The 18,518-nt window shown below is 38.3% G+C and carries 16 protein-coding genes, 1 pseudogene and 1 riboswitch; of the genes and pseudogenes, 10 read left to right on the forward strand and 7 right to left on the reverse strand.

Annotated features, from left to right (window positions below):
- The first annotated feature begins 427 nt into the window (after window positions 1–427).
- The 4 genes and pseudogenes from BM135_RS01910 (at window position 428) to BM135_RS01920 (ending at window position 2,438) form a co-directional block, all read left to right on the forward strand.
- On the forward strand, window positions 428–934 hold the full coding sequence (locus BM135_RS01910) for a hypothetical protein (protein ID WP_092517302.1): 507 nt from the start codon (window positions 428–430) through the stop codon (window positions 932–934).
- 254 nt (window positions 935–1,188) lie between these two features.
- A pseudogene (locus BM135_RS17270) lies at window positions 1,189–1,263 on the forward strand (isocitrate dehydrogenase); the annotation flags it as partial.
- Window positions 1,264–1,587: 324 nt separating this feature from the next.
- Window positions 1,588–1,932, forward strand: a complete 345-nt coding sequence (locus tag BM135_RS01915) for a hypothetical protein (RefSeq protein WP_092517304.1) — start codon at window positions 1,588–1,590, stop codon at window positions 1,930–1,932.
- A gap of 122 nt (window positions 1,933–2,054) precedes the next feature.
- A complete protein-coding gene (locus tag BM135_RS01920) occupies window positions 2,055–2,438 on the forward strand; it encodes a putative signal transducing protein (protein ID WP_092517306.1) in 384 nt (127 codons plus the stop codon).
- A 67-nt stretch (window positions 2,439–2,505) separates the two neighbouring features.
- Here BM135_RS01920 and BM135_RS01925 read toward each other — a convergent pair whose 3' ends face one another.
- Both BM135_RS01925 and BM135_RS01930 read right to left on the reverse strand, forming a co-directional pair.
- Window positions 2,506–2,883: a hypothetical protein gene (locus tag BM135_RS01925; RefSeq protein ID WP_092517308.1), complete on the reverse strand. Its 378-nt coding sequence runs from the start codon at window positions 2,881–2,883 to the stop codon at window positions 2,506–2,508.
- A gap of 148 nt (window positions 2,884–3,031) precedes the next feature.
- Window positions 3,032–3,511 carry a PliI family lysozyme inhibitor of I-type lysozyme gene (locus BM135_RS01930; protein ID WP_092517309.1) on the reverse strand — a complete coding sequence of 160 codons (480 nt, stop codon included), beginning with the start codon at window positions 3,509–3,511 and terminating at the stop codon, window positions 3,032–3,034.
- A 1,255-nt stretch (window positions 3,512–4,766) separates the two neighbouring features.
- Between BM135_RS01930 and BM135_RS01935 the strand changes: the two genes are divergently transcribed.
- Together BM135_RS01935 and BM135_RS01940 are read left to right on the forward strand one after the other, a co-directional pair.
- Window positions 4,767–6,224, forward strand: a complete 1,458-nt coding sequence (locus tag BM135_RS01935) for an alanine/glycine:cation symporter family protein (protein WP_092517311.1) — start codon at window positions 4,767–4,769, stop codon at window positions 6,222–6,224.
- Window positions 6,225–6,429: 205 nt separating this feature from the next.
- Window positions 6,430–7,260: an N-acetylmuramoyl-L-alanine amidase gene (locus BM135_RS01940; RefSeq protein WP_175485909.1), complete on the forward strand. Its 831-nt coding sequence runs from the start codon at window positions 6,430–6,432 to the stop codon at window positions 7,258–7,260.
- A gap of 49 nt (window positions 7,261–7,309) precedes the next feature.
- On the opposite strand, the gene BM135_RS01945 is transcribed toward BM135_RS01940, so the two are convergent.
- Window positions 7,310–7,696, reverse strand: coding sequence for a helix-turn-helix domain-containing protein (locus BM135_RS01945; protein WP_092517501.1), 387 nt, complete (start codon window positions 7,694–7,696; stop codon window positions 7,310–7,312).
- Window positions 7,697–8,203: 507 nt separating this feature from the next.
- Here BM135_RS01945 and BM135_RS01950 point away from each other — a divergent pair.
- From BM135_RS01950 to thiD, 3 genes are all read left to right on the forward strand, one after another.
- Window positions 8,204–9,565: an amino acid permease gene (locus BM135_RS01950; RefSeq protein WP_092517314.1), complete on the forward strand. Its 1,362-nt coding sequence runs from the start codon at window positions 8,204–8,206 to the stop codon at window positions 9,563–9,565.
- A gap of 670 nt (window positions 9,566–10,235) precedes the next feature.
- A complete protein-coding gene (gene cspE / locus BM135_RS01955; protein WP_092517316.1) occupies window positions 10,236–10,445 on the forward strand; it encodes a transcription antiterminator/RNA stability regulator CspE in 210 nt (69 codons plus the stop codon).
- A 124-nt stretch (window positions 10,446–10,569) separates the two neighbouring features.
- Window positions 10,570–10,662: riboswitch (TPP riboswitch) on the forward strand.
- Between the two features lie 44 nt (window positions 10,663–10,706).
- Window positions 10,707–11,504: a bifunctional hydroxymethylpyrimidine kinase/phosphomethylpyrimidine kinase gene (gene thiD / locus BM135_RS01960; protein WP_092517318.1), complete on the forward strand. Its 798-nt coding sequence runs from the start codon at window positions 10,707–10,709 to the stop codon at window positions 11,502–11,504.
- A 105-nt stretch (window positions 11,505–11,609) separates the two neighbouring features.
- Here thiD and fbaB read toward each other — a convergent pair whose 3' ends face one another.
- Window positions 11,610–12,659 (reverse strand): class I fructose-bisphosphate aldolase, encoded by a 1,050-nt coding sequence (fbaB, locus tag BM135_RS01965; RefSeq protein WP_092517320.1) that lies wholly within the window; start codon window positions 12,657–12,659, stop codon window positions 11,610–11,612.
- Window positions 12,660–13,273: 614 nt separating this feature from the next.
- Window positions 13,274–14,650 carry a prephenate-dependent tRNA uridine(34) hydroxylase TrhP gene (gene trhP, locus BM135_RS01970; protein ID WP_092517322.1) on the reverse strand — a complete coding sequence of 459 codons (1,377 nt, stop codon included), beginning with the start codon at window positions 14,648–14,650 and terminating at the stop codon, window positions 13,274–13,276.
- A 503-nt stretch (window positions 14,651–15,153) separates the two neighbouring features.
- On the opposite strand from trhP, the gene BM135_RS01975 reads away from it, so the two are divergent.
- Window positions 15,154–16,308, forward strand: a complete 1,155-nt coding sequence (locus BM135_RS01975) for an MFS transporter (protein ID WP_092517324.1) — start codon at window positions 15,154–15,156, stop codon at window positions 16,306–16,308.
- A 117-nt stretch (window positions 16,309–16,425) separates the two neighbouring features.
- Here BM135_RS01975 and baeR read toward each other — a convergent pair whose 3' ends face one another.
- Complete coding sequence (gene baeR / locus BM135_RS01980; protein WP_092517326.1) at window positions 16,426–17,133, reverse strand: envelope stress response regulator BaeR; 708 nt, start codon at window positions 17,131–17,133, stop codon at window positions 16,426–16,428.
- A complete protein-coding gene (gene baeS / locus BM135_RS01985) occupies window positions 17,133–18,518 on the reverse strand; it encodes an envelope stress sensor histidine kinase BaeS (protein WP_175485913.1) in 1,386 nt (461 codons plus the stop codon). Before baeS ends, baeR begins: the two co-directional genes overlap by 1 nt.

The raw sequence follows: 18,518 nt of genomic DNA on the forward strand, positions 1-18,518 counted from the left end.
GACTAAGCGCCAGAAGGCTGGCTGGGATAATGGCTATATGATGAAAATCCTGACAGTGGGATTTTCATCTGTATAAATTAGACCCGTTTGCCCTACGCCTATGGTCGATAAAGCTTGACGTGATAAAGGTGAAATCAGCATCCGTTAACCCCTCAGTGCCCCACTTGTACCTCTTCCGACACAACCCCAATCAATTCATTCAACCCTCCCCACTCGTTAATATATTCGGGCTGTCCAGCAGCGAGAGTATATTAAACCACCTCAGTAGCTTGTCGATTTTTGAGTTAATTTTATCGGAGAGGCTTATTTATACTAAAGCAGATAGGTGAATAACCTATATGATATTGGTGATTATCATTTCAGTACTCCATTAACAGTGAAGTAATACGAATTTTATTTTGGGTAATTACATCAAAAGGAGTGTGATATGAAGATATTATCTAACATCATTTTAGCTATGTTATCTTGTTTATTGACATTCGTTGCCTTTGCAGTTGAAGAAAATACTCATTCAGAAAAACAACAGATTCTTTCTGCTGACTATAATATGGAATTTAAAAATCACTTTTCTTCCGTAAATGAGCTTGTGATAGTCAAACGAAGCACCGACTGTATGTATGATAGTGGTGCAGATCGGATAAGTATTAATCCTGGCAACCAGCAACGTACTCATTTACAAGACAATGATAATTTATTTAGTGCTTGCACACTTAGGCCTAAATGGGTTGAGTGGTCAGTGTCTAGTGGCTCTATGAGTTGTGCTTTGAGATTTGAGCGCGGATACGATGTAAGTGATTTAGATTGGTATACAGTGATTAAAGGGTGTTCGAATATAGTCAATAGTGCTACTTGTGGAAATGCTGACTGCAATCAGAATAAAGTTTACGGAAGTTCATCGTATATGGATATAAGCGTGGAATTCCTTGTTCGGTGAACTTGGAAACTTCCGCAGCCTATACAAAAAGGTGAGGTTTCTCATCTTTAACTTTTGCATGGTGCAGGTATCATTCCGTTTCAAACGCAGCGATTAAATACCGATCAGTTTGGTGAAATTAACTATCAGAACTCCTTGATATTGAGGAGTCACCGATTTGGGAGGCTCCTCTTATTTGATTTGTTAATAAGATAAATTTTTCGCTCATTCATGATCAGGAAACTTGTTTTCAAATGATGAAGCATTTTTGCGGTTTTGAGCGCCTGATGAATGATGCTAATCTTCTGAAATGTAGTGAGTTCGGTGACGCAATTATCTCTCAAATGTAATAATTACTAATTGAAATATATGACGGGAGTTAATAGTTCCTATTATGTTATTATCACTTACAAAACGGTTATCAAACAGTTATCAAAATCTGTCAAATTCTGAACATTTCAAACAGCAATTTTTATCCAATCTTTACCACAATCATTATGGTGTTTGTCAGTTTTCCTCTAATTAATTGTTATTATCACGTCAAATTTTTGCACAAATTAAATTAACCTCTAGATGGTATTAGTAGCACATATCCGGTGAGTGCCTCATGTTGTATTTACCTAATTTGCTTATGTATATATACTGCCGTCCCGCTTTTATGGATTCAGAATTAAATGCTAAAAAAATTACTATTATTATCTACACTTGCTATGTCTGGTTGTGTATTCAATAAAATACCAACAGATAACTTAACATCACTCAGTAGTAATGAATTATGTTCGGCTCTTGGTGAAAACTCAGATAATGGCAATACTACCCTCAGAATCTTAGATGAAATAACATCCAGAAAAGGCACCGTTGATATGGACAAATGCCATGCACTTGAAATGTCAGCAAGAACAAGAGGCTCTAATTTTGGCGATCCTGGCGCCTGGGCTCGTGAATCCAGCAGAATGGCAGAACAAACCAGAAGAGATGTAGAAATGTTCAAAAGATTAAAGGAAATGGGAAAAATTTAGTTATTGAGTAAAGGTGCATTCATGTTCCAGTGCGCCTTATCTCTAATCAATGGAAGAAAGCTGGAATAAGAGTGTAATAGTAGATTATACTGATTAATAAATCATTTAATCATGGTGTGCTTATGTGGAACAGTCATCCTCAAAGAGGAAATATGCAATTATTGGCAAATTTTCTATCGCCGATAGATGCCCACATTGTTTTGGGAAGAATGTTATCAGAAGATATTTATGCAGTTGTGATAGATGAAGATATTGTGTGGAATAACTATATGTATTCTCAGGCATTTGGTGGTGTAAAACTTCTTGTCCATCAGTCTGATATTGAACGTGCGAAAACGATACTTGCTGAAATTAAGGATAATAAGTTTTCATTAGATAAAGTAGAGTTTAATCAGGATAATAAGAAAAAATCATCATCTCAATATCATTGTTCTGAGTTAATAAATACTTTTTTAATACTTTTATTGTTTTTAATATTCGGCATAGCATTACCGATAAAGGCTTAATGACACTATTCTCTTTAATCTTAAGCGAAGTAGAGCGACAACGTAAATTTAGTCGCTCTACAAGATCTTATTTTGTTCTCTCGGATAAAACATGCTTTGTTTGTACTTTGCATGCTTCGATAGATTTAACAAGTGATTCGTCAAAATGACGAGGGCTTGGGAAGACTTGTTTATTTTTTCTGATTTCTGAGACTGTTTGTTTGATAGATGCAATAAATCCATCTTTATTACTATTGATCTCTTTAAGATCAAATCCTTTACGACTTAATTCCTTGAAGGCCTTTTGGGCTATCGCATCGGGGGAATCATGGGTTTTAAATGCTTCTATAGAAGCTTTCCCAAACAAGTTACAATAAGTTTCTGCAATTTTATCTACATTAGCATGTGCGGCATATGAATATGAGAAGAGCGGGGCAAGGAAAATCGGCAATAAAAGATGTTTCATAATTTCCTCTTGATAGACTATACCATTATTGGCTATACCATAATAGTGGTGATAACTGTAACTGAAATGACAACATTAACAATAGTACATAATTCAACGTTTGCGTTGAATCTCAGTGCATAGTTATTTTGATTGAGAAAACGCTTATTCAATGTTTTTGCTCTACACACATCTCTCTTTTACATATCGTACGGAGTGACTTTATGGGATCATTATTTCCATTTATATGGATGCGTGTGAGAAGTTTGACATTTCTTTTAGTAATTTTGAGAGCATCAACTTCAAGGTAATTACCTGAGCCAGCAGTGAGTTTGGAAACAATTAGTTCTTTGGAACCATCGCCATTAATATCAGCAAATGTAATCCTCGGATTTCCATTATCTTCAAGCACTGAACCATCACGTTTAAAGACAGCTCCAGTTACAAAGTCCGTGAGATCTTTATCCTTAAAAATGGCGATAGAATAGCTGCCAATTGATGCACTTTCCAGATCACCAGTTGACAGGACGGCAAATCGTTTATCAGGTAAGTTAATCAGTTTTCCTTCTCTTGCTCCAGCCTGGGTTGATAACAATAGAGTTATTAGAGTCGGAATGGTAATAGCTTTCAAAATGTTACTTATACGCATAAACAATGCTCCATTGTTTGCTATCTTATTTTAACAAATGTATAGGTGAGATTTAAATCGTAGCACGAATTTAGGAAAAGCATATTCCCGGTGGAAAGAGCAGTTCAATGCTTATGCTAGTGTTGAGATATAATACTGAACCCAAAAAACATTATTTTTTCTTATTGTTTTTATTGTTGGGAAATGGCTGTTTTTAAGATAAAAAACGAAATAATATTTTCTGATAATGGTTGAATCAACGGGAGTTACCACTCCCGTTTTTTATTAACTTAAATATATAGTAGTTTCTACGTACTGTTTTTTGCTATTTTTTCCACAATCTTATTGTACTCTTTCCAAACAACGGATACCGGTGAGTTTAAACAGCAGATAGAGATTGAACCACCTGTTGCAGGATGATATTCATACTTTGATTTTCCTCTATAAACTCTCTTAGGCAGTATGTTGTCTGCGGGGTTTTTTCTTTTTCGTTCTAACATCAATTATAACCTCACTTGCAGATTATCTGATGGCCAGATAGTAAATTATTAACATCTTACTAAACTGTTATTTTTGTTTCCGATTGTAAAAATAACAACTGAAAATTTTAATACGCGATGGTGGCTTTTTCCAACTATCACAGTATTAAAATTTAATAATCTCATTTGGAGAAAGATATTACTATATGTTTTCGTAAATATTAGAAATTTCAAGATTAAATTTTGTAATTCACCCATTTTTTATAATGAATTCGGTGATTACTACATTAGTGATATAGCAGAGCGTGATTATCTAAATTTACTCTGTGCATTTTGTTTTGAGTGGCATCAATAACTTCCGATTAACACATTCTTTTCATATGGTTATTGTATTAGTATTGTTTTTTAAAAGTTTTATTTTTGTTTATGGTATGTTTTATCTTTTGGGGTGGGCTGTTAATTGATTTATGTTTCTTACTTATATATAAGAAGAAAATTAACCCGTAATTCTTGTTTGTAAAATGCACTTAATCAGCTCAAAATAGGGAATAAAGCGGTTATGGCGAATAAATAACTGTTTAATTTTTCTAAAGTAAATGTAAAAATTTCATTAAAAGTTACACATTGAAATAGATATTATGTTACATTCTTTCCGTTTTTACTGGCTAGTATCTCTGTGTTTTTGTATACAGAATTGTGTTACTTGTTAATCATAAAGGAAATTAAGCACAATAAAATTTCACCGGATACGGCATTATGGTCAGCTAATGTTTGCTAATTAGTAAGGGGAAAATATCTTGACGGATCTGATTAACTTCATTAACAATATTCTTTGGGACTACGTACTAATATACTTGCTTCTTGGGGTTGGCCTTTACTTCACACTGCGTTCTGGTTTTATACAGCTTCGTCACTTCGGTCACATGTTTTCAGTTCTGAAAAATAGTAATAAATCAGATAATTCTGGCATTTCATCTTTTCAGGCCTTATGTACTAGTCTTGCTGCTCGTGTAGGAACCGGTAACTTAGCAGGGGTCGCCATTGCAATTACTGCTGGTGGGCCAGGTGCTATTTTCTGGATGTGGGTAGTGGCATTTATTGGTATGGCAACTTCTTTTGTGGAGAGTACGCTTGCCCAGTTGTACAAGACGAAAGACGATCAAGGAAATTATCGCGGTGGCCCAGCTTATTACATGGAAAAAGGGTTGAAGAAGCGATGGATGGGAGTACTGTTTTCATTCTTCCTTATTATCGCGTTTGGTCTTGTATTTAATGCTGTTCAGGCAAACTCAATTGCGGAAGCGGCTGCCTTTGCCTTTAATGTCAAACCATTTTACGTTGGTATTGTCTTAGTCATTATCAGTGGCATAATTATTTTCGGTGGGCTGCGTTCCATTGCCCGAGTAGCGGAATTGGTTGTACCGTTCATGGCTGGCGCTTATTTAATCTTGGCATTTTGGGTTGTTGGTCACAATATTGAACGCATCCCCGCGGTATTTGCATTAATTATCAAGAGCGCCTTCGGCCTTCAGGAAGCGATAGCCGGAACATTAGGCTACGGCATCTCTCAGGCAATGACTCAGGGTGTTCAACGTGGATTATTTTCGAATGAAGCAGGGATGGGTTCTGCGCCAAATGCTGCGGCATCCGCTTCTCCATATCCGCCACATCCAGCTTCTCAGGGATATGTTCAGATGTTGGGTGTATTTATGGATACGATCGTTATCTGTAGTGCAACGGCTGCTATTATCCTTTCTTCTGGAGTTCTCAACGAGGTAAACGTTACTGCTATCAGCGGAATTGAATTGACTCAGCGAGCATTGTCATCAGCCGTTGGGCATTGGGGAACGACATTTATTGCGATTGCTATTTTCTTCTTTGCTTTCACATCAATTATTGCCAATTATGCTTATGCTGAAAGCAACATGATATTCCTGGAGCGCAACCACACTGCTGGCTTATTTATTCTGCGGTTGGCTGCATTGGGTATGGTGATGTTTGGTGCATTGGCAGAAGTCCCTCTGGTTTGGAGTATGGCTAATCTATCAATGGCATGTATGGCTATTGTTAACTTGATTGCCATACTTATGTTGTCAGGTATTGCAATAAAGTTGGCAAAAGATTATAACCGACAGAGAAAATTAGGGCAGTTGCCAACATTTAATATCAATTCTTACCCAGAGATTCAACAGCAAGTTGAAAAAGGTATTTGGGATAATGATATATCGCATAACAGCGAGAAGGGTAATCACTGATACTGATGAAATGCCTCTATAGAGGATATCAGTAGCAGAATATTGCTCACATCAGGTAAAACTTTATTAGCCAGCCATTCGAACGTTCCGCGAATGGCTGGCTTTTATTTGTTCTTAAAAACATGTTGATAAGCAAAAAAACATCACATCTAGTATATAATCATCATAATGTTATCTTTTCCTGCAAAATAGCTGACCTGACATGATAAAAAGATTAATGATATGTATGTTTATCACATTGTTGATTGGTTGTTCTTATTCCCCTGAGCGGGAAGGTAGAGATGGGTATATTGTTGACCATTCCTATCCCTATTCGACTAAGCAAGATATTGATTCAATTAGATTCCTTGTCCTCCACTATACTGCGTTGAATGACAAAAAATCTTTACGGGCATTAACGGGAGGTAGTGTCAATATTCATTACCTTATTCCCTCGCAGCCGAAGCATGAGAATAAAGAACCGATTATTTTTCAATTGGTTTCAGAAAAGGAAAGAGCATGGCACGCGGGAAAGAGTGAGTGGAATGGGTACCAAAACTTAAACCGTTATTCTATTGGTATTGAAATTGTTAATTGTGGGTTTAAGCAAGAGTTCATTAAAAAAGAATGGTGTTTATATCATCCGTCACAAATTGATGCTGTTATACGATTGGCAAAAGATATTATTCATAAGTATAAAATTAAAGCTGTTAATGTTGTGGGTCATAGCGATATAGCACCATTGAGAAAAAAAGATCCCGGGCCTGTTTTTCCGTGGCGTGAGCTTTATGAACAAGGAATTGGTGCTTGGCCTGACGACGCAACAGTGAATAAATATTTGGCTGGTAGGGCACCTAATTTTCCTGTGTCAGTGATGGCAATTCAGAAAGCACTGGCTCTTTATGGCTATAATATCCCTCAAACGGGACTCTTAGATAATACTTCTTATAGAACTATTCAAGCCTTTCAGATGCATTTTCGTCCGTCAGACATTAGCGGTATCCCCGATGCAGAAACGGAAGCGATCGCTTTGGCATTAATCGAAAAATACCAATAATGATTTATGCATAGCGGCCTTGGAGAATGGCCGCTGATGATACTAAACCTCATGGTTCGCAGTTGTAAGTAAGATGTAATGGAACTTTAACTTCAAGTTCAATATCTGTACTTTGGCGAAAATCGTGAGGCGTAATGCCATATTCTTTACGGAACATATAGGTGAAATGGGATTGAGAGCCGAAGCCAAAATCCAAAGCAATATCAAAAATAGGCAAGGAACTATTTCTCAGCAGAAAAACAGCGCCAGCCAAGCGTCGTTGGCGGATGTACTTCCCAAGAGATATGCCGGTAACTTCCTTGAATATTTTCTGCATGTGCCAAAGTGAATAGCCAGAGTAAGCAGCAAGCTCTTCAAGATGAATGACACGGCCAAGATGGTTTTCAATCCATTTACTCAGTGCGCATACAAGTGCTAAGTGGTTATCTTGTGCCATTACAATTTTAAACTGGTTGAAGGTTGAGGAAGTATACACAACTTCTTTTCAAGATGACAAAATCGATTATTATAGGGGTACAACGACTAGATAAAAATTTCAACACGCTATCATCCCTCTATCATATGATAACTCGCCATAATATTTTATTTTAAAGTTAGCAACAATGGAGTAATCATAAAGTGGTCTAATTGAACACCAAATAAGTTCTTTTAATTCTGTACTCAATATTGATTAACATACATTTACGGTATTCATTCTTTGTCAATGATGTTTTAATATCCACCTGATACGAATTAACACACTCAATATTGCGTTAAATTAGTATATAACTCAATCACTACAATATGTTGAGGGAATCATATTGAGGAAATTTGGATTCGACAAATCTTGCATAAGTTGAGAAGGTAGGAAAATGTCTGGTTCTATTCAGATTTAACAACTTAAAACAACAAATTAAATAGCTTTTAATGAGACAAGTTCTAAACATCGTAAAAAGAGGACTAGATGGCAGAACAAGAACAACAATCAACGCTTAAGCGTGGTTTAAAGAATAGGCATATTCAGCTTATTGCCCTTGGTGGTGCAGTCGGAACCGGATTATTTTTGGGTATCGCTCAAACCATCAAAATGGCAGGACCTTCAGTGATCCTTGGGTATGCCATTGGTGGGTTTATTGCATTTTTGATTATGCGCCAATTAGGCGAGATGGTTGTTGAGGAACCTGTAGCGGGATCATTTAGCCACTTTGCTTATAAATATTGGGGAAATTTTGCCGGTTTCCTATCAGGTTGGAACTACTGGGCAATGTTCATTTTGGTTGGAATGGCTGAGTTAACGGCTGTTGGTTTGTATATCCAATATTGGTGGCCAGAAGTTCCAACATGGGTTTCTGCTGCAATATTCTTTGTACTGATCAACCTTGTCAACCTAATTAATGTTCGATTATATGGCGAAACTGAATTTTGGTTCTCTCTTATTAAAGTTGGTGCAATCATCGGGATGATTATCTTTGGGAGCTATTTACTGATTAGCGGTAATGGCGGTCCACAGGCAAGCATCACCAACTTATGGCAGAAGGGCGGTTTTATGCCAAATGGAATTTCTGGCTTGATTATGGCGATGGCCGTGATCATGTTTTCATTTGGTGGTCTGGAAACCGTGGGCATTACAGCAGCAGAAGCAGAAAATCCTGAAAGAAATATCCCAAAAGCAACTAACCAAGTTGTTTATCGAATCTTACTGTTTTATATCGGTTCATTGGCTATTTTGCTGTCGCTGTATCCATGGGCGAATGTGATAGAAGGTGGTAGCCCATTTGTTTTGATCTTTCATAATCTGGATAGCTTCTGGGTAGCGAATGTTCTGAATGTGGTGGTACTAACGGCGGCATTATCTGTTTATAACAGTGGCGTATATTGTAATAGTCGGATGTTGTATGGTTTGGCTAAACAAGGTAATGCCCCCCGTATCCTCATAAAAGTTAACAAACGTAGTGTGCCGGTCTTGTCTATTGGTTTATCCGCGCTGGCAACATCGATTGGAGTATTGGTTAACTATGTGATGCCTGGTAAGGCGTTTGAACTATTAATGGCATTAGTGGTAACTACTCTGGTCATTAACTGGATTATGATTTGTTTTGCTCACCTGAAATTCCGTGCAGCCAAGAATAAAGAGGGTATCAAAACGAAGTTTCAGGCACTGTGGTATCCATTTGGGAACTATCTGTGTTTGGCATTCCTGGTGTTCATTCTCATCATTATTCTAATGATGCCACCAATTCGTATTTCGGTTATCTTAATGCCGTTTTGGATTGCTGTCTTATGGGGTGGATACTTGATTGCTCAATCAAAGAAAACTAAGAAATAAATAGACTGGTTGCTAATCCATTCAGTTTTTTCAGTCGGGGATTGTGCTCGGCTGAAAAACACTGAATGTTAATCCTCCACCTATTCTGAAGCCGCATTTTTCCCATAACTCAGAAGAAGAGTATTTGTGATCTTTTTCTGGCAAGATAAAAACATATAGAGAAATAGTTAAAAAACGTCTTATAAATATTATAATTGAATAATATTTGATAAATGATAGACAAAAAATAAGTTGGTTACATGTAAAATAATTATATTGTATGTTCAAAAAGAATGATTGAAATTAATCATGATTATTACAGTTATCTAAAATAGATTTAGTATAACTATAACTTTCTGGTCTACAACATAATAGATGTGAAAAACAGCATTATGTATTAAACTTATCAAAGTAATTTCTTTAAGTTAAAATTTTCTTTTTCCTTTAATTCATATGGTTAAGTGATTTGAAAATTATTGAGTAATTTCAAACTGGAACAGATATTAAGAGTTTTAAATATGTGCGTTGGCTCCAGCACCTGAAAAAAATGGCTTGCGATTATATAAAGAGTATGTGATAAAACGTGTGGGTAAACGAAGTGCCGTTCTGTTAATTAATAACAGAAACTAATATGGGTTTGTTTATTTTTATGCCAACAGGCTAATAAAGTGATTCAAAGGAAATTTTTGAAATGGCAAAAATCACTGGTACTGTGAAGTGGTTCAACGAGTCTAAAGGTTTTGGTTTTATTACTCCAGCTGATGGTAGCAAAGATGTATTTGTACATTTTTCTGCAATTATGAAAGATGGGTTTAAAACATTGTCTGAAGGCCAAAAAGTTGAGTTTGAAATTCAGGATGGTCCTAAAGGTCCTGCCGCTGCAAATGTATCAACTTTATAGTAATCAATTTAATTTGGTTATTGTTTGATTACTGGCTAAATATATTTATCGTCAGTCTAGTTTTATTATCTGATGATAAGCTATTGCAAATATCACTCTATTGGGATACTAATAGAGTGATTTTTATTTTGACTCGGGGCGTTCTTTATTGAACTGAGAAGTACCCGTATTACCTGATCTGGATAATGCCAGCGGAGGGAAGTCATGGTATCTCTAGTTCCGATACCCGCTTTTCTTTAGCTGGTGGTAGGAATCACTATTATGAGAATTAATTCACTGACTATCGCAGGAACAGATCCTAGCGGTGGAGCCGGCATTCAGGCCGATTTAAAAACCTTTTCTGCGCTTGGTGTTTACGGTACGACAGTTATCACTGCATTGGTTGCGCAAAATACAATGGGTGTACAATCGGTTTATAACCTCGATCCTCTCTTTGTTGCTGCTCAGTTAGAATCAGTACTTTCAGATGTCAGAATAGATAGTGCCAAAATTGGTATGTTGTCGAATGCTGCCAATATCGCGGCAGTAGCAGAATCATTACATCGTTATCCTATTCCCTACATTGTATTGGATACTGTTATGGTGGCGAAAAGTGGTGATCCCTTGTTATCACCGGAGGCCATTACAACGATGGTAGAACAATTATTGCCGATCGTCTCTTTGATTACGCCCAACTTACCGGAAGCGGCGGCCATATTAAAATGTGCTCTTGCCAATACCGAAGATGAAATATTACAGCAGGGATACGCATTACGTTCAATGGGATGTCAGGCAGTTTTATTGAAAGGTGGGCATTTAAATAATGCGGAAAGCCCTGATTGGCTTTTTACCTCGGAAGGGGAATGGCGTTTTACTGCTCCGAGAGTAAATACACAGCACACTCATGGAACTGGTTGTACCTTGTCTGCTGCACTTGCTGCATTGCGCCCACGTTATTCAGATTGGCAAAGTACACTACCGATTGCGAAAACATATTTACAAAATGCACTGACACAGGCGGATAGTTTAGAAGTTGGTCATGGTATTGGGCCAGTACATCATTTTCATCAATGGTGGTGAATTAGGGAGTATTTTCTCTGAAGATACTTTCTTTGGATAATATCATGCTTAATAATGGGGATACAAAGATCCCCATCTTAACGTTGGATTGCCCAGAAATTTTGATTAGGCGATAGTAATTTTCTTATCGAGATAGACATCCTGCACGGAGTGGATCAACTCAATACCTTCTTTCATCGATTTTTTGAACGCTTTGCGCCCAAGAATCAATCCCATCCCTCCGGCACGTTTATTGATAACAGCTGTGCGGACTGAATCACTTAAATCATTATCTCCGGAAGCACCACCTGAATTGATTAATCCAGCGCGCCCCATATAACAGTTAGCAAGTTGATAGCGAACGAGATCAATCGGGTGTTCAGTGGTCAAATTGCTGTAGACACGTTTATCTGTGTGCCCGAACCCAATCGTAGTATAGCCACCATTCGTTTCAGCCATTTTTTGTTTAACGATATCGGCACCGATTGTTGCTGCCAGATGGTTTGCTTGACCGGTTAAATCAGCGCTGGTGTGGTAATCAACCCCATTTTTCTTGAAGGCTAAGTTGCGTAGATAAGCCCATAATACGGTAACCATGCCTAATTCGTGAGCGCGTTCAAAAGCGGCTGAAATTTCTTCTATTTGGCGGCGTGATTCTGGAGAGCCGTAATAGATTGTCGCACCCACTGCAACTGCACCCATGTTAAATGCTTGCTCGACACTGGCATACAAAGTTTGATCATATTGAGCCGGATAGGTCAGCGTCTCATTGTGGTTTAGCTTGACCAGAAATGGAATCTTATGGGCATAACGACGAGAAACAGACGCCAGAACACCATAAGTTGAAGCAACACAGTTACAGCCAGCTTCAATTGCCAGTTCAACGATGTTTTTGGGATCAAAATAGAGAGGATTGGCAGCAAAAGAAGCGCTGGCAGAATGTTCAACTCCCTGATCTACTGGCAAAATTGAGAGATAACCAGTGCCTGACAGACGGCCATGATTCAGTAAGGTTTGCATGGAACAAAGGACAGTATTGGGGCGGTTATTTTCAATCATTACTCTATCGACAAAATCTGTACCTGGGAGATAGAGATTTTCACGTGGAATAGTATTGCATTGATGTTGCAATAAACTTTCTGCGTCTTTTCCTAACAACTTAGCGATATCAGTCATAATTGGCTCCAGTTTGCAAAAGGCGCTGCTAATTGTTGTTTATATTTGCGCTGATCACAAGTTAAGTAGAGAGGGAAGCCGCAGTGGATCGCTTCAGTTAATACAAATATTGCTAAAATTTAATCATTTTGTACAAAAATAAAGAGAAATATTATGTATCTGGCTTGATTGATTTGAATTGGTGATAAGTAAATATTGTAGTCATTCGTGTATTGAATGGTTTTGATTGTTTTTTCGTAAAATTTCCTTCATTAAACTGAATAAATTCTTCCAATTATTTATTGGAATACTGTTTTTTTTGGTTATCATAATTAGTATTAGTAATAAGAGTTCAATAAATATCCAGTGTGAATTAGTAATCATTAAATCAATTTATGTCTAATGAAGGTGAGTGTTTTTTTAATGCATTGAATTTATTGAATTATTTATCCTTTAATATAAAAGAAAAGGCCAGCCCAAGGGAGATTGAGCTAGCCAAGGAGGTGGTTCCTAGTCTTACAGTAAAAATTTTTTAGTTCTTTATTTTTCAGAGATGATAATACGAGAAATAAAATAGCATTGATGTGATCTGTTTCTAAAAAAATAGATTAATTTCTTTAAAATCTTATTTCTAATTATTTCACTTGTAATTCTTGTGGATGAGGTGTCCTGGTATTACCGCTTTTTAATTTCCGGACAAGTAAAGCATAATCCAGCTCGATTTCTTCAGGAATAAGAAGATAAACGATGTGTCCATCACCTGGTGCAACTTCTATTATTTGGCCTTTTTTATTTGTCATGGATTCTAACGTGAAGTTAATATTGCCCGATGGCGTCATGAGTTCCAGATTATCCCCAACAAGAAATTTATTCTTTACGGCGACTTCAGCCAAGCCATTGACTCGATTACCAGTAAGTTCTCCAACAAATTGTTGAGTGTCTGATACTGAATAGCCATATTCATAGGTTTGGTAGGCATCATGAGTATGGCGTCGCAGAAAGCCTTCTGTATAGCCGCGGTGTGCCAAACCCTCCAGTGTAGTCATTAACGTTGGGTCGAAAGGCTTTCCGGCAACGGCATCATCTATGGCACGGCGATATACTTGAGCGGTACGGGCGCAATAATAGAAAGATTTGGTACGGCCTTCGATTTTCAACGAGTGAACACCCATCTTTGTTAATCTTTCCACATGTTCAATGGCACGTAAGTCCTTGGAGTTCATAATATAAGTACCATGTTCATCTTCAAACGCTGACATATATTCGCCAGGACGTTTGGCTTCTTCTATCATGAATACTTTATCTGTTGGCGCGCCTTGACCCAGTGTTGGCTCAATATTTTTGACAGGGATAGGGTCGTGCATATGGACAATATTACCGACAGTGTCTTCTTTGCCTTCCTGCACATTGTACTCCCAGCGGCAGGCATTGGTGCATGTACCCTGATTGGGATCGCGTTTATTGATATAACCCGATAACAGGCAGCGACCGGAATAAGCCATACACAGTGCGCCATGTACAAAAATCTCAAGTTCCATATCAGGTACTTGCTGGCGGATTTCAGCGATTTCCTCCAGTGAGAGTTCACGGGAGAGGATGACTCGCGTCAGTCCCATCTGTTTCCAGAATTTTACAGTGGCCCAGTTTACAGCATTGGCTTGAACTGAAAGATGAATATCTATTTCAGGAAATGCTTCACGTACCATCATAATCAAGCCCGGATCAGACATAATCAACGCATCAGGCCCCATTTCCACGACAGGTTTTAAATCACGGATAAAAGTTTTCAGCTTTGCGTTATGTGGTGCGATATTGACGACGACATAAAAACGCTTACCCAAATCGTGAGCTTCCTTTATGCCCTGCGCCAATGTTTCATGGTTAAATTCATTATTGCGAACACGCAGGCTATAGCGGGGTTGTCCGGCATAAATGGCATCTGCACCATAAGCGAATGCGTAACGCATGTTTTTCAAAGAGCCGGCAGGAGAAAGTAATTCTGGAGTAAACATATTTTTAACGTTCTCGGTCTGAGTTCAAGTCAGCCCTTACCCAGACTTCATTATCATTACTAAGGGTAAGGTTTAAAGGAGGGGGATTTTAGCGCTTATACCATCATTAGCACAAATATATTATGGAAATATAATGATGCTACGTCCCGCATAAAACTGATTGAAAACATCTATCCGTCTATACATCTATGGACATGCTCATGTTGACTTGGTTCTGGTGATTCTGGGTTTTCAGGATAAAATAAGATAAGAAATCCTCCTGATTGGGTAATTATCAGCTTGATTTTAGCTTGAATTTCGAATAAGTAAGAGTTTTATAAAAAATTTATCTCCCGTTCCTCTATTTTATAGAGCATGATGACTATTTTGTATTTGTCGATTAATTTACAATTACTTTCAAATTGGATACTGCACGAATATATTAAAGTATCTCTCATTCAGAGATAATTACACACCGTAACAATAATAACCTGATTAATTCAGCTTCTCATTAGGAGTTCCGCATGCCGGCAGCTATTTGGGCTTTAGCCATAGCGACATTTGGAATCGCTACAACCGAATTTATTGTCGCTGGTTTACTTCCTGAAATCGCACTTGAATTTAGTATTTCAATACCAACTGCGGGGTATATGGTAACCAGTTATGCACTTGGTGTATTTGTTGGAGCACCTGTTCTAATAATATTAGGGGGACGCATAGAAAGGAAAAAGATGCTTTCCGTGTTAATGATATTATTTATTATCGGAAATGCGCTGACTACTTTTTCCCCGACATTTTATCTGGCAATTATCGGTCGAATTGTGGCCTCTTTGACCCACGGTGCTTTTATGGGAATCGGTGCTATTATTGCTGCTGAGCTGGTGCCGGAAAATAAAAGAACTACCGCTATCGCATTTATGTTTAGCGGAATGACAGTGGCCAATTTGGTTGGTATCCCGCTTGGAACATGGATAGGGAAAGCAATTTCCTGGCGCGTCACTTTTGCAATAATTACTGTCATTGGCATTATTGCATTATTTGGGATTTTAAAGTTATTACCTAAATTTGACCAAAAAGCGCCCACCAGTATCAAAAAGGAATTGTTGGCTTTCACCAATATCCATGTCCTTCTGGCTATGGGGATTACCGTTCTGGGTCCTGCTGCATTTTTCATAACTATTACCTATATTGCTCCATTGATGATCAATATTGCTGGGTTCTCTGAGAGTGCAATAACATGGATTCTGTTGGTTTTGGGGCTAGGTTTTTTCTTTGGCAATATTGTTGGTGGGAAACTTGCCGATAAGGCAATGATGCCATTGCTGTATTGGACTCTGGGGCTACAGTCCTTTATTTTGTTTGTTTTTTGGCTTTATGGCGACAATCAATTCATTGCCTGTTTGAGTATATTTCTAATGGCAGCGTGTGGCTTTGCTACAGTATCGCCAATCCAGCGTTTGGTGATGGATAAAGCTCAGGAAGCCGGCGCACCTAACCTTGTTTCTTCTGTTAATATTGGGTTTTTTAATTTGGGCAATGCAGTCGGTGCATGGCTGGGTGGTGTGATTATTGCATCTAATTATGGCTACATAACCCTCAATCTGGCAGGTGGTTTATTAGCCTTGATGGCGCTGTTACTCGCTGTTATTTCGGGCTTGATCGATCATAAAAGAGCTTAAGCATATAGTCTCAACATAAATATACAATCTCAACAGTAACTGACATTATTATTAATGTCAGTTACTGTGAAAATGTTGCAAATAGTACTCAATAAAAATCGGTTGCGCTGAATATCGTTACATCAAACGGCAGATTTCTGCTTCCCATCGATAACCCAATCCATAAATGGAGCGGATAAAAGATTTATCCTCATCCAATTGTTCCAGTTTCCTGCGTAAATTTTTAATGTGACTATCAATAGTACGGTCATTCACAATGCGGTGATCGTTATAAAGATTATCCAATAACTGATCACGAGAAAAAACACGTCCTGGTTGAGTGGACATAATTTTGAGCAAGCGGAATTCAACCGGAGTTAGCTCAAGCACTTGTTCAAGATAACGAGCCTGAAAGTGGTTTTCATCAATGGTCAGTGAGTTTTGCTCACTAATGATATCTTTTGGGCGGTAGCAACGACGCAAAATTACTTTTACTCTGGCGACTATTTCTCGTGGGCTGTACGGTTTGCAGATATAATCGTCAGCTCCAATTTCCAGACCGAGTAACCGGTCAATCTCCTCTGTTTTTGCTGTCATTATTACGATCGGAATATCTGAAAACTTACGGATTTCCCGACAGATCGACAATCCATCAAGGCCGGGCAGCATAAGATCAAGCAAAATAATATGGGGTTGGTATTTTTGAACATGAGCGATGACTTCATCACCATGTGTGAGCCATTGGGTTTGATAATCTGCGGATTGTAGATAATCAACCAGCAATTGCCCCAACTTTGGTTCATCTTCAACGATTAGAACGGTATTTTGTGTAAGATGTGTACTCATTATGTTTCAAGTTCAGACGATTTAATCAGCGGTAATACTACGTGAATTTTAATACCGCCTAAAGGTGATATTTCTGCACGAATTATTCCATCATGGGCTTCAACGATATTATAGCAAATTGCCAGCCCAAGCCCTGAACCACCGCTTGCACGGTTACGGGAAGATTCACATCGGTAAAAACGCTCAAAAACCCGCTGGCATTGCTCAACAGTCAGTCCGGGAGCACTATCCTGTAAATCGAATATCCATTTTTGCTGATCTGAACATGCACTAATAATCACTTTTCCGTGCTCATTGGTGTAACGCAGGCTATTTTCCAGCAAATTGTGAAATAATTGTGTCAGTCGATTGGGATCTGCAAATAAGGTCACGTTTTCTTTTAAATTCAATTTTAAAGAGATTTGTTTATCTGCAAAGCGGCCACGATAATTTGCCACGGATATTTGCAGTAATTCACTGACATTAATAGATTCTTTCCTATAGGCCAGTGAACCCCGATTAGAAAGGGATAATAAATGCAAATCGTCTACCAGCTTTGTCAGGGTAGCCACTTCTGTGAGCAAAGAATGGATAGTTTCTTGTGTTGGCTTCCGCAAGCCATCTTGCAACGCTTCCAGCTCACCGCGCAAAACAGAAAGTGGGGTGCGTAGTTCATGGGAGATATCGGCCATGTAATCACGGCGCATTTGTTCATTTTTTTCCAGCGTACAGGCAAGCTGGTTAAAATCTGATGCTAATTTGCCGATTTCATCTTTACTGGATGGGATGACGCGAACAGTGAAATCACCTGCTGCGAGTTTATGTGTACCTTCCACTAACCGCTTAACGGGTCTTAAAAGACCACGGGAGAAAAGAAAAGTGGCGATCAGTGCCAATAAAGTTGAAAAACCTGCAATAATCCAACTGGTGTATTGCTGCTGGTGGGCGAAACTAATGTCGGCCTGACGAGTAATTTTGTCAGATGGGCTGACAATGACCCAACCGACAGTCTTATTTTGATAGGTGACTGATTTGCGATAACTCCCCGCTGGAATATCACTAGAGTGCCCCACTAAACGATTCATTCGAGCGTCAACAATCCAAAATTGGGGGCGCAAGCCATGAGATTTGGTTTTCTGACGGAGATAGTTATCCTGTTCAATCGTGCGGATAATTTGAAATATCGCTCGATCATTTTGAGTCAGAAAATGCCAATTACCTTGTTTCTGGTATTGTTCTGTTAATACTTCTGCCAGCCTATTAGCCTGCATTCGGCTATTTTGTTTGATATAGCCAATAAAGCCATGCTGAAAACTGACGTGAACTCCCCAGTGCATTGTGACCAACACCAGCATACAAGTAGCAAAAATTGCCAGGAAAAGTTTAGTTCTGATCCCCGTTTTTAT

Origin of the sequence: Xenorhabdus japonica, from assembly GCF_900115195.1 — a bacterium.
GTDB lineage: Bacteria > Pseudomonadota > Gammaproteobacteria > Enterobacterales > Enterobacteriaceae > Xenorhabdus > Xenorhabdus japonica.

What these genes read in the sequence shown, in the direction of transcription:
- BM135_RS01910 (WP_092517302.1), top strand. Translation starts at nt 428, where the DNA reads ATGAAGATATTATCTAACATCATTTTAGCTATGTTATCTTGTTTATTG.
- BM135_RS01915 (WP_092517304.1), top strand. Translation starts at nt 1,588, where the DNA reads ATGCTAAAAAAATTACTATTATTATCTACACTTGCTATGTCTGGTTGT.
- BM135_RS01920 (WP_092517306.1), top strand. Translation starts at nt 2,055, where the DNA reads ATGTGGAACAGTCATCCTCAAAGAGGAAATATGCAATTATTGGCAAAT.
- BM135_RS01925 (WP_092517308.1), bottom strand. Translation starts at nt 2,883, where the DNA reads ATGAAACATCTTTTATTGCCGATTTTCCTTGCCCCGCTCTTCTCATAT.
- BM135_RS01930 (WP_092517309.1), bottom strand. Translation starts at nt 3,511, where the DNA reads ATGCGTATAAGTAACATTTTGAAAGCTATTACCATTCCGACTCTAATA.
- BM135_RS01945 (WP_092517501.1), bottom strand. Translation starts at nt 7,696, where the DNA reads ATGGCACAAGATAACCACTTAGCACTTGTATGCGCACTGAGTAAATGG.
- BM135_RS01950 (WP_092517314.1), top strand. Translation starts at nt 8,204, where the DNA reads ATGGCAGAACAAGAACAACAATCAACGCTTAAGCGTGGTTTAAAGAAT.
- cspE (WP_092517316.1), top strand. Translation starts at nt 10,236, where the DNA reads ATGGCAAAAATCACTGGTACTGTGAAGTGGTTCAACGAGTCTAAAGGT.
- thiD (WP_092517318.1), top strand. Translation starts at nt 10,707, where the DNA reads ATGAGAATTAATTCACTGACTATCGCAGGAACAGATCCTAGCGGTGGA.
- fbaB (WP_092517320.1), bottom strand. Translation starts at nt 12,659, where the DNA reads ATGACTGATATCGCTAAGTTGTTAGGAAAAGACGCAGAAAGTTTATTG.
- trhP (WP_092517322.1), bottom strand. Translation starts at nt 14,650, where the DNA reads ATGTTTACTCCAGAATTACTTTCTCCTGCCGGCTCTTTGAAAAACATG.
- BM135_RS01975 (WP_092517324.1), top strand. Translation starts at nt 15,154, where the DNA reads ATGCCGGCAGCTATTTGGGCTTTAGCCATAGCGACATTTGGAATCGCT.
- baeR (WP_092517326.1), bottom strand. Translation starts at nt 17,133, where the DNA reads ATGAGTACACATCTTACACAAAATACCGTTCTAATCGTTGAAGATGAA.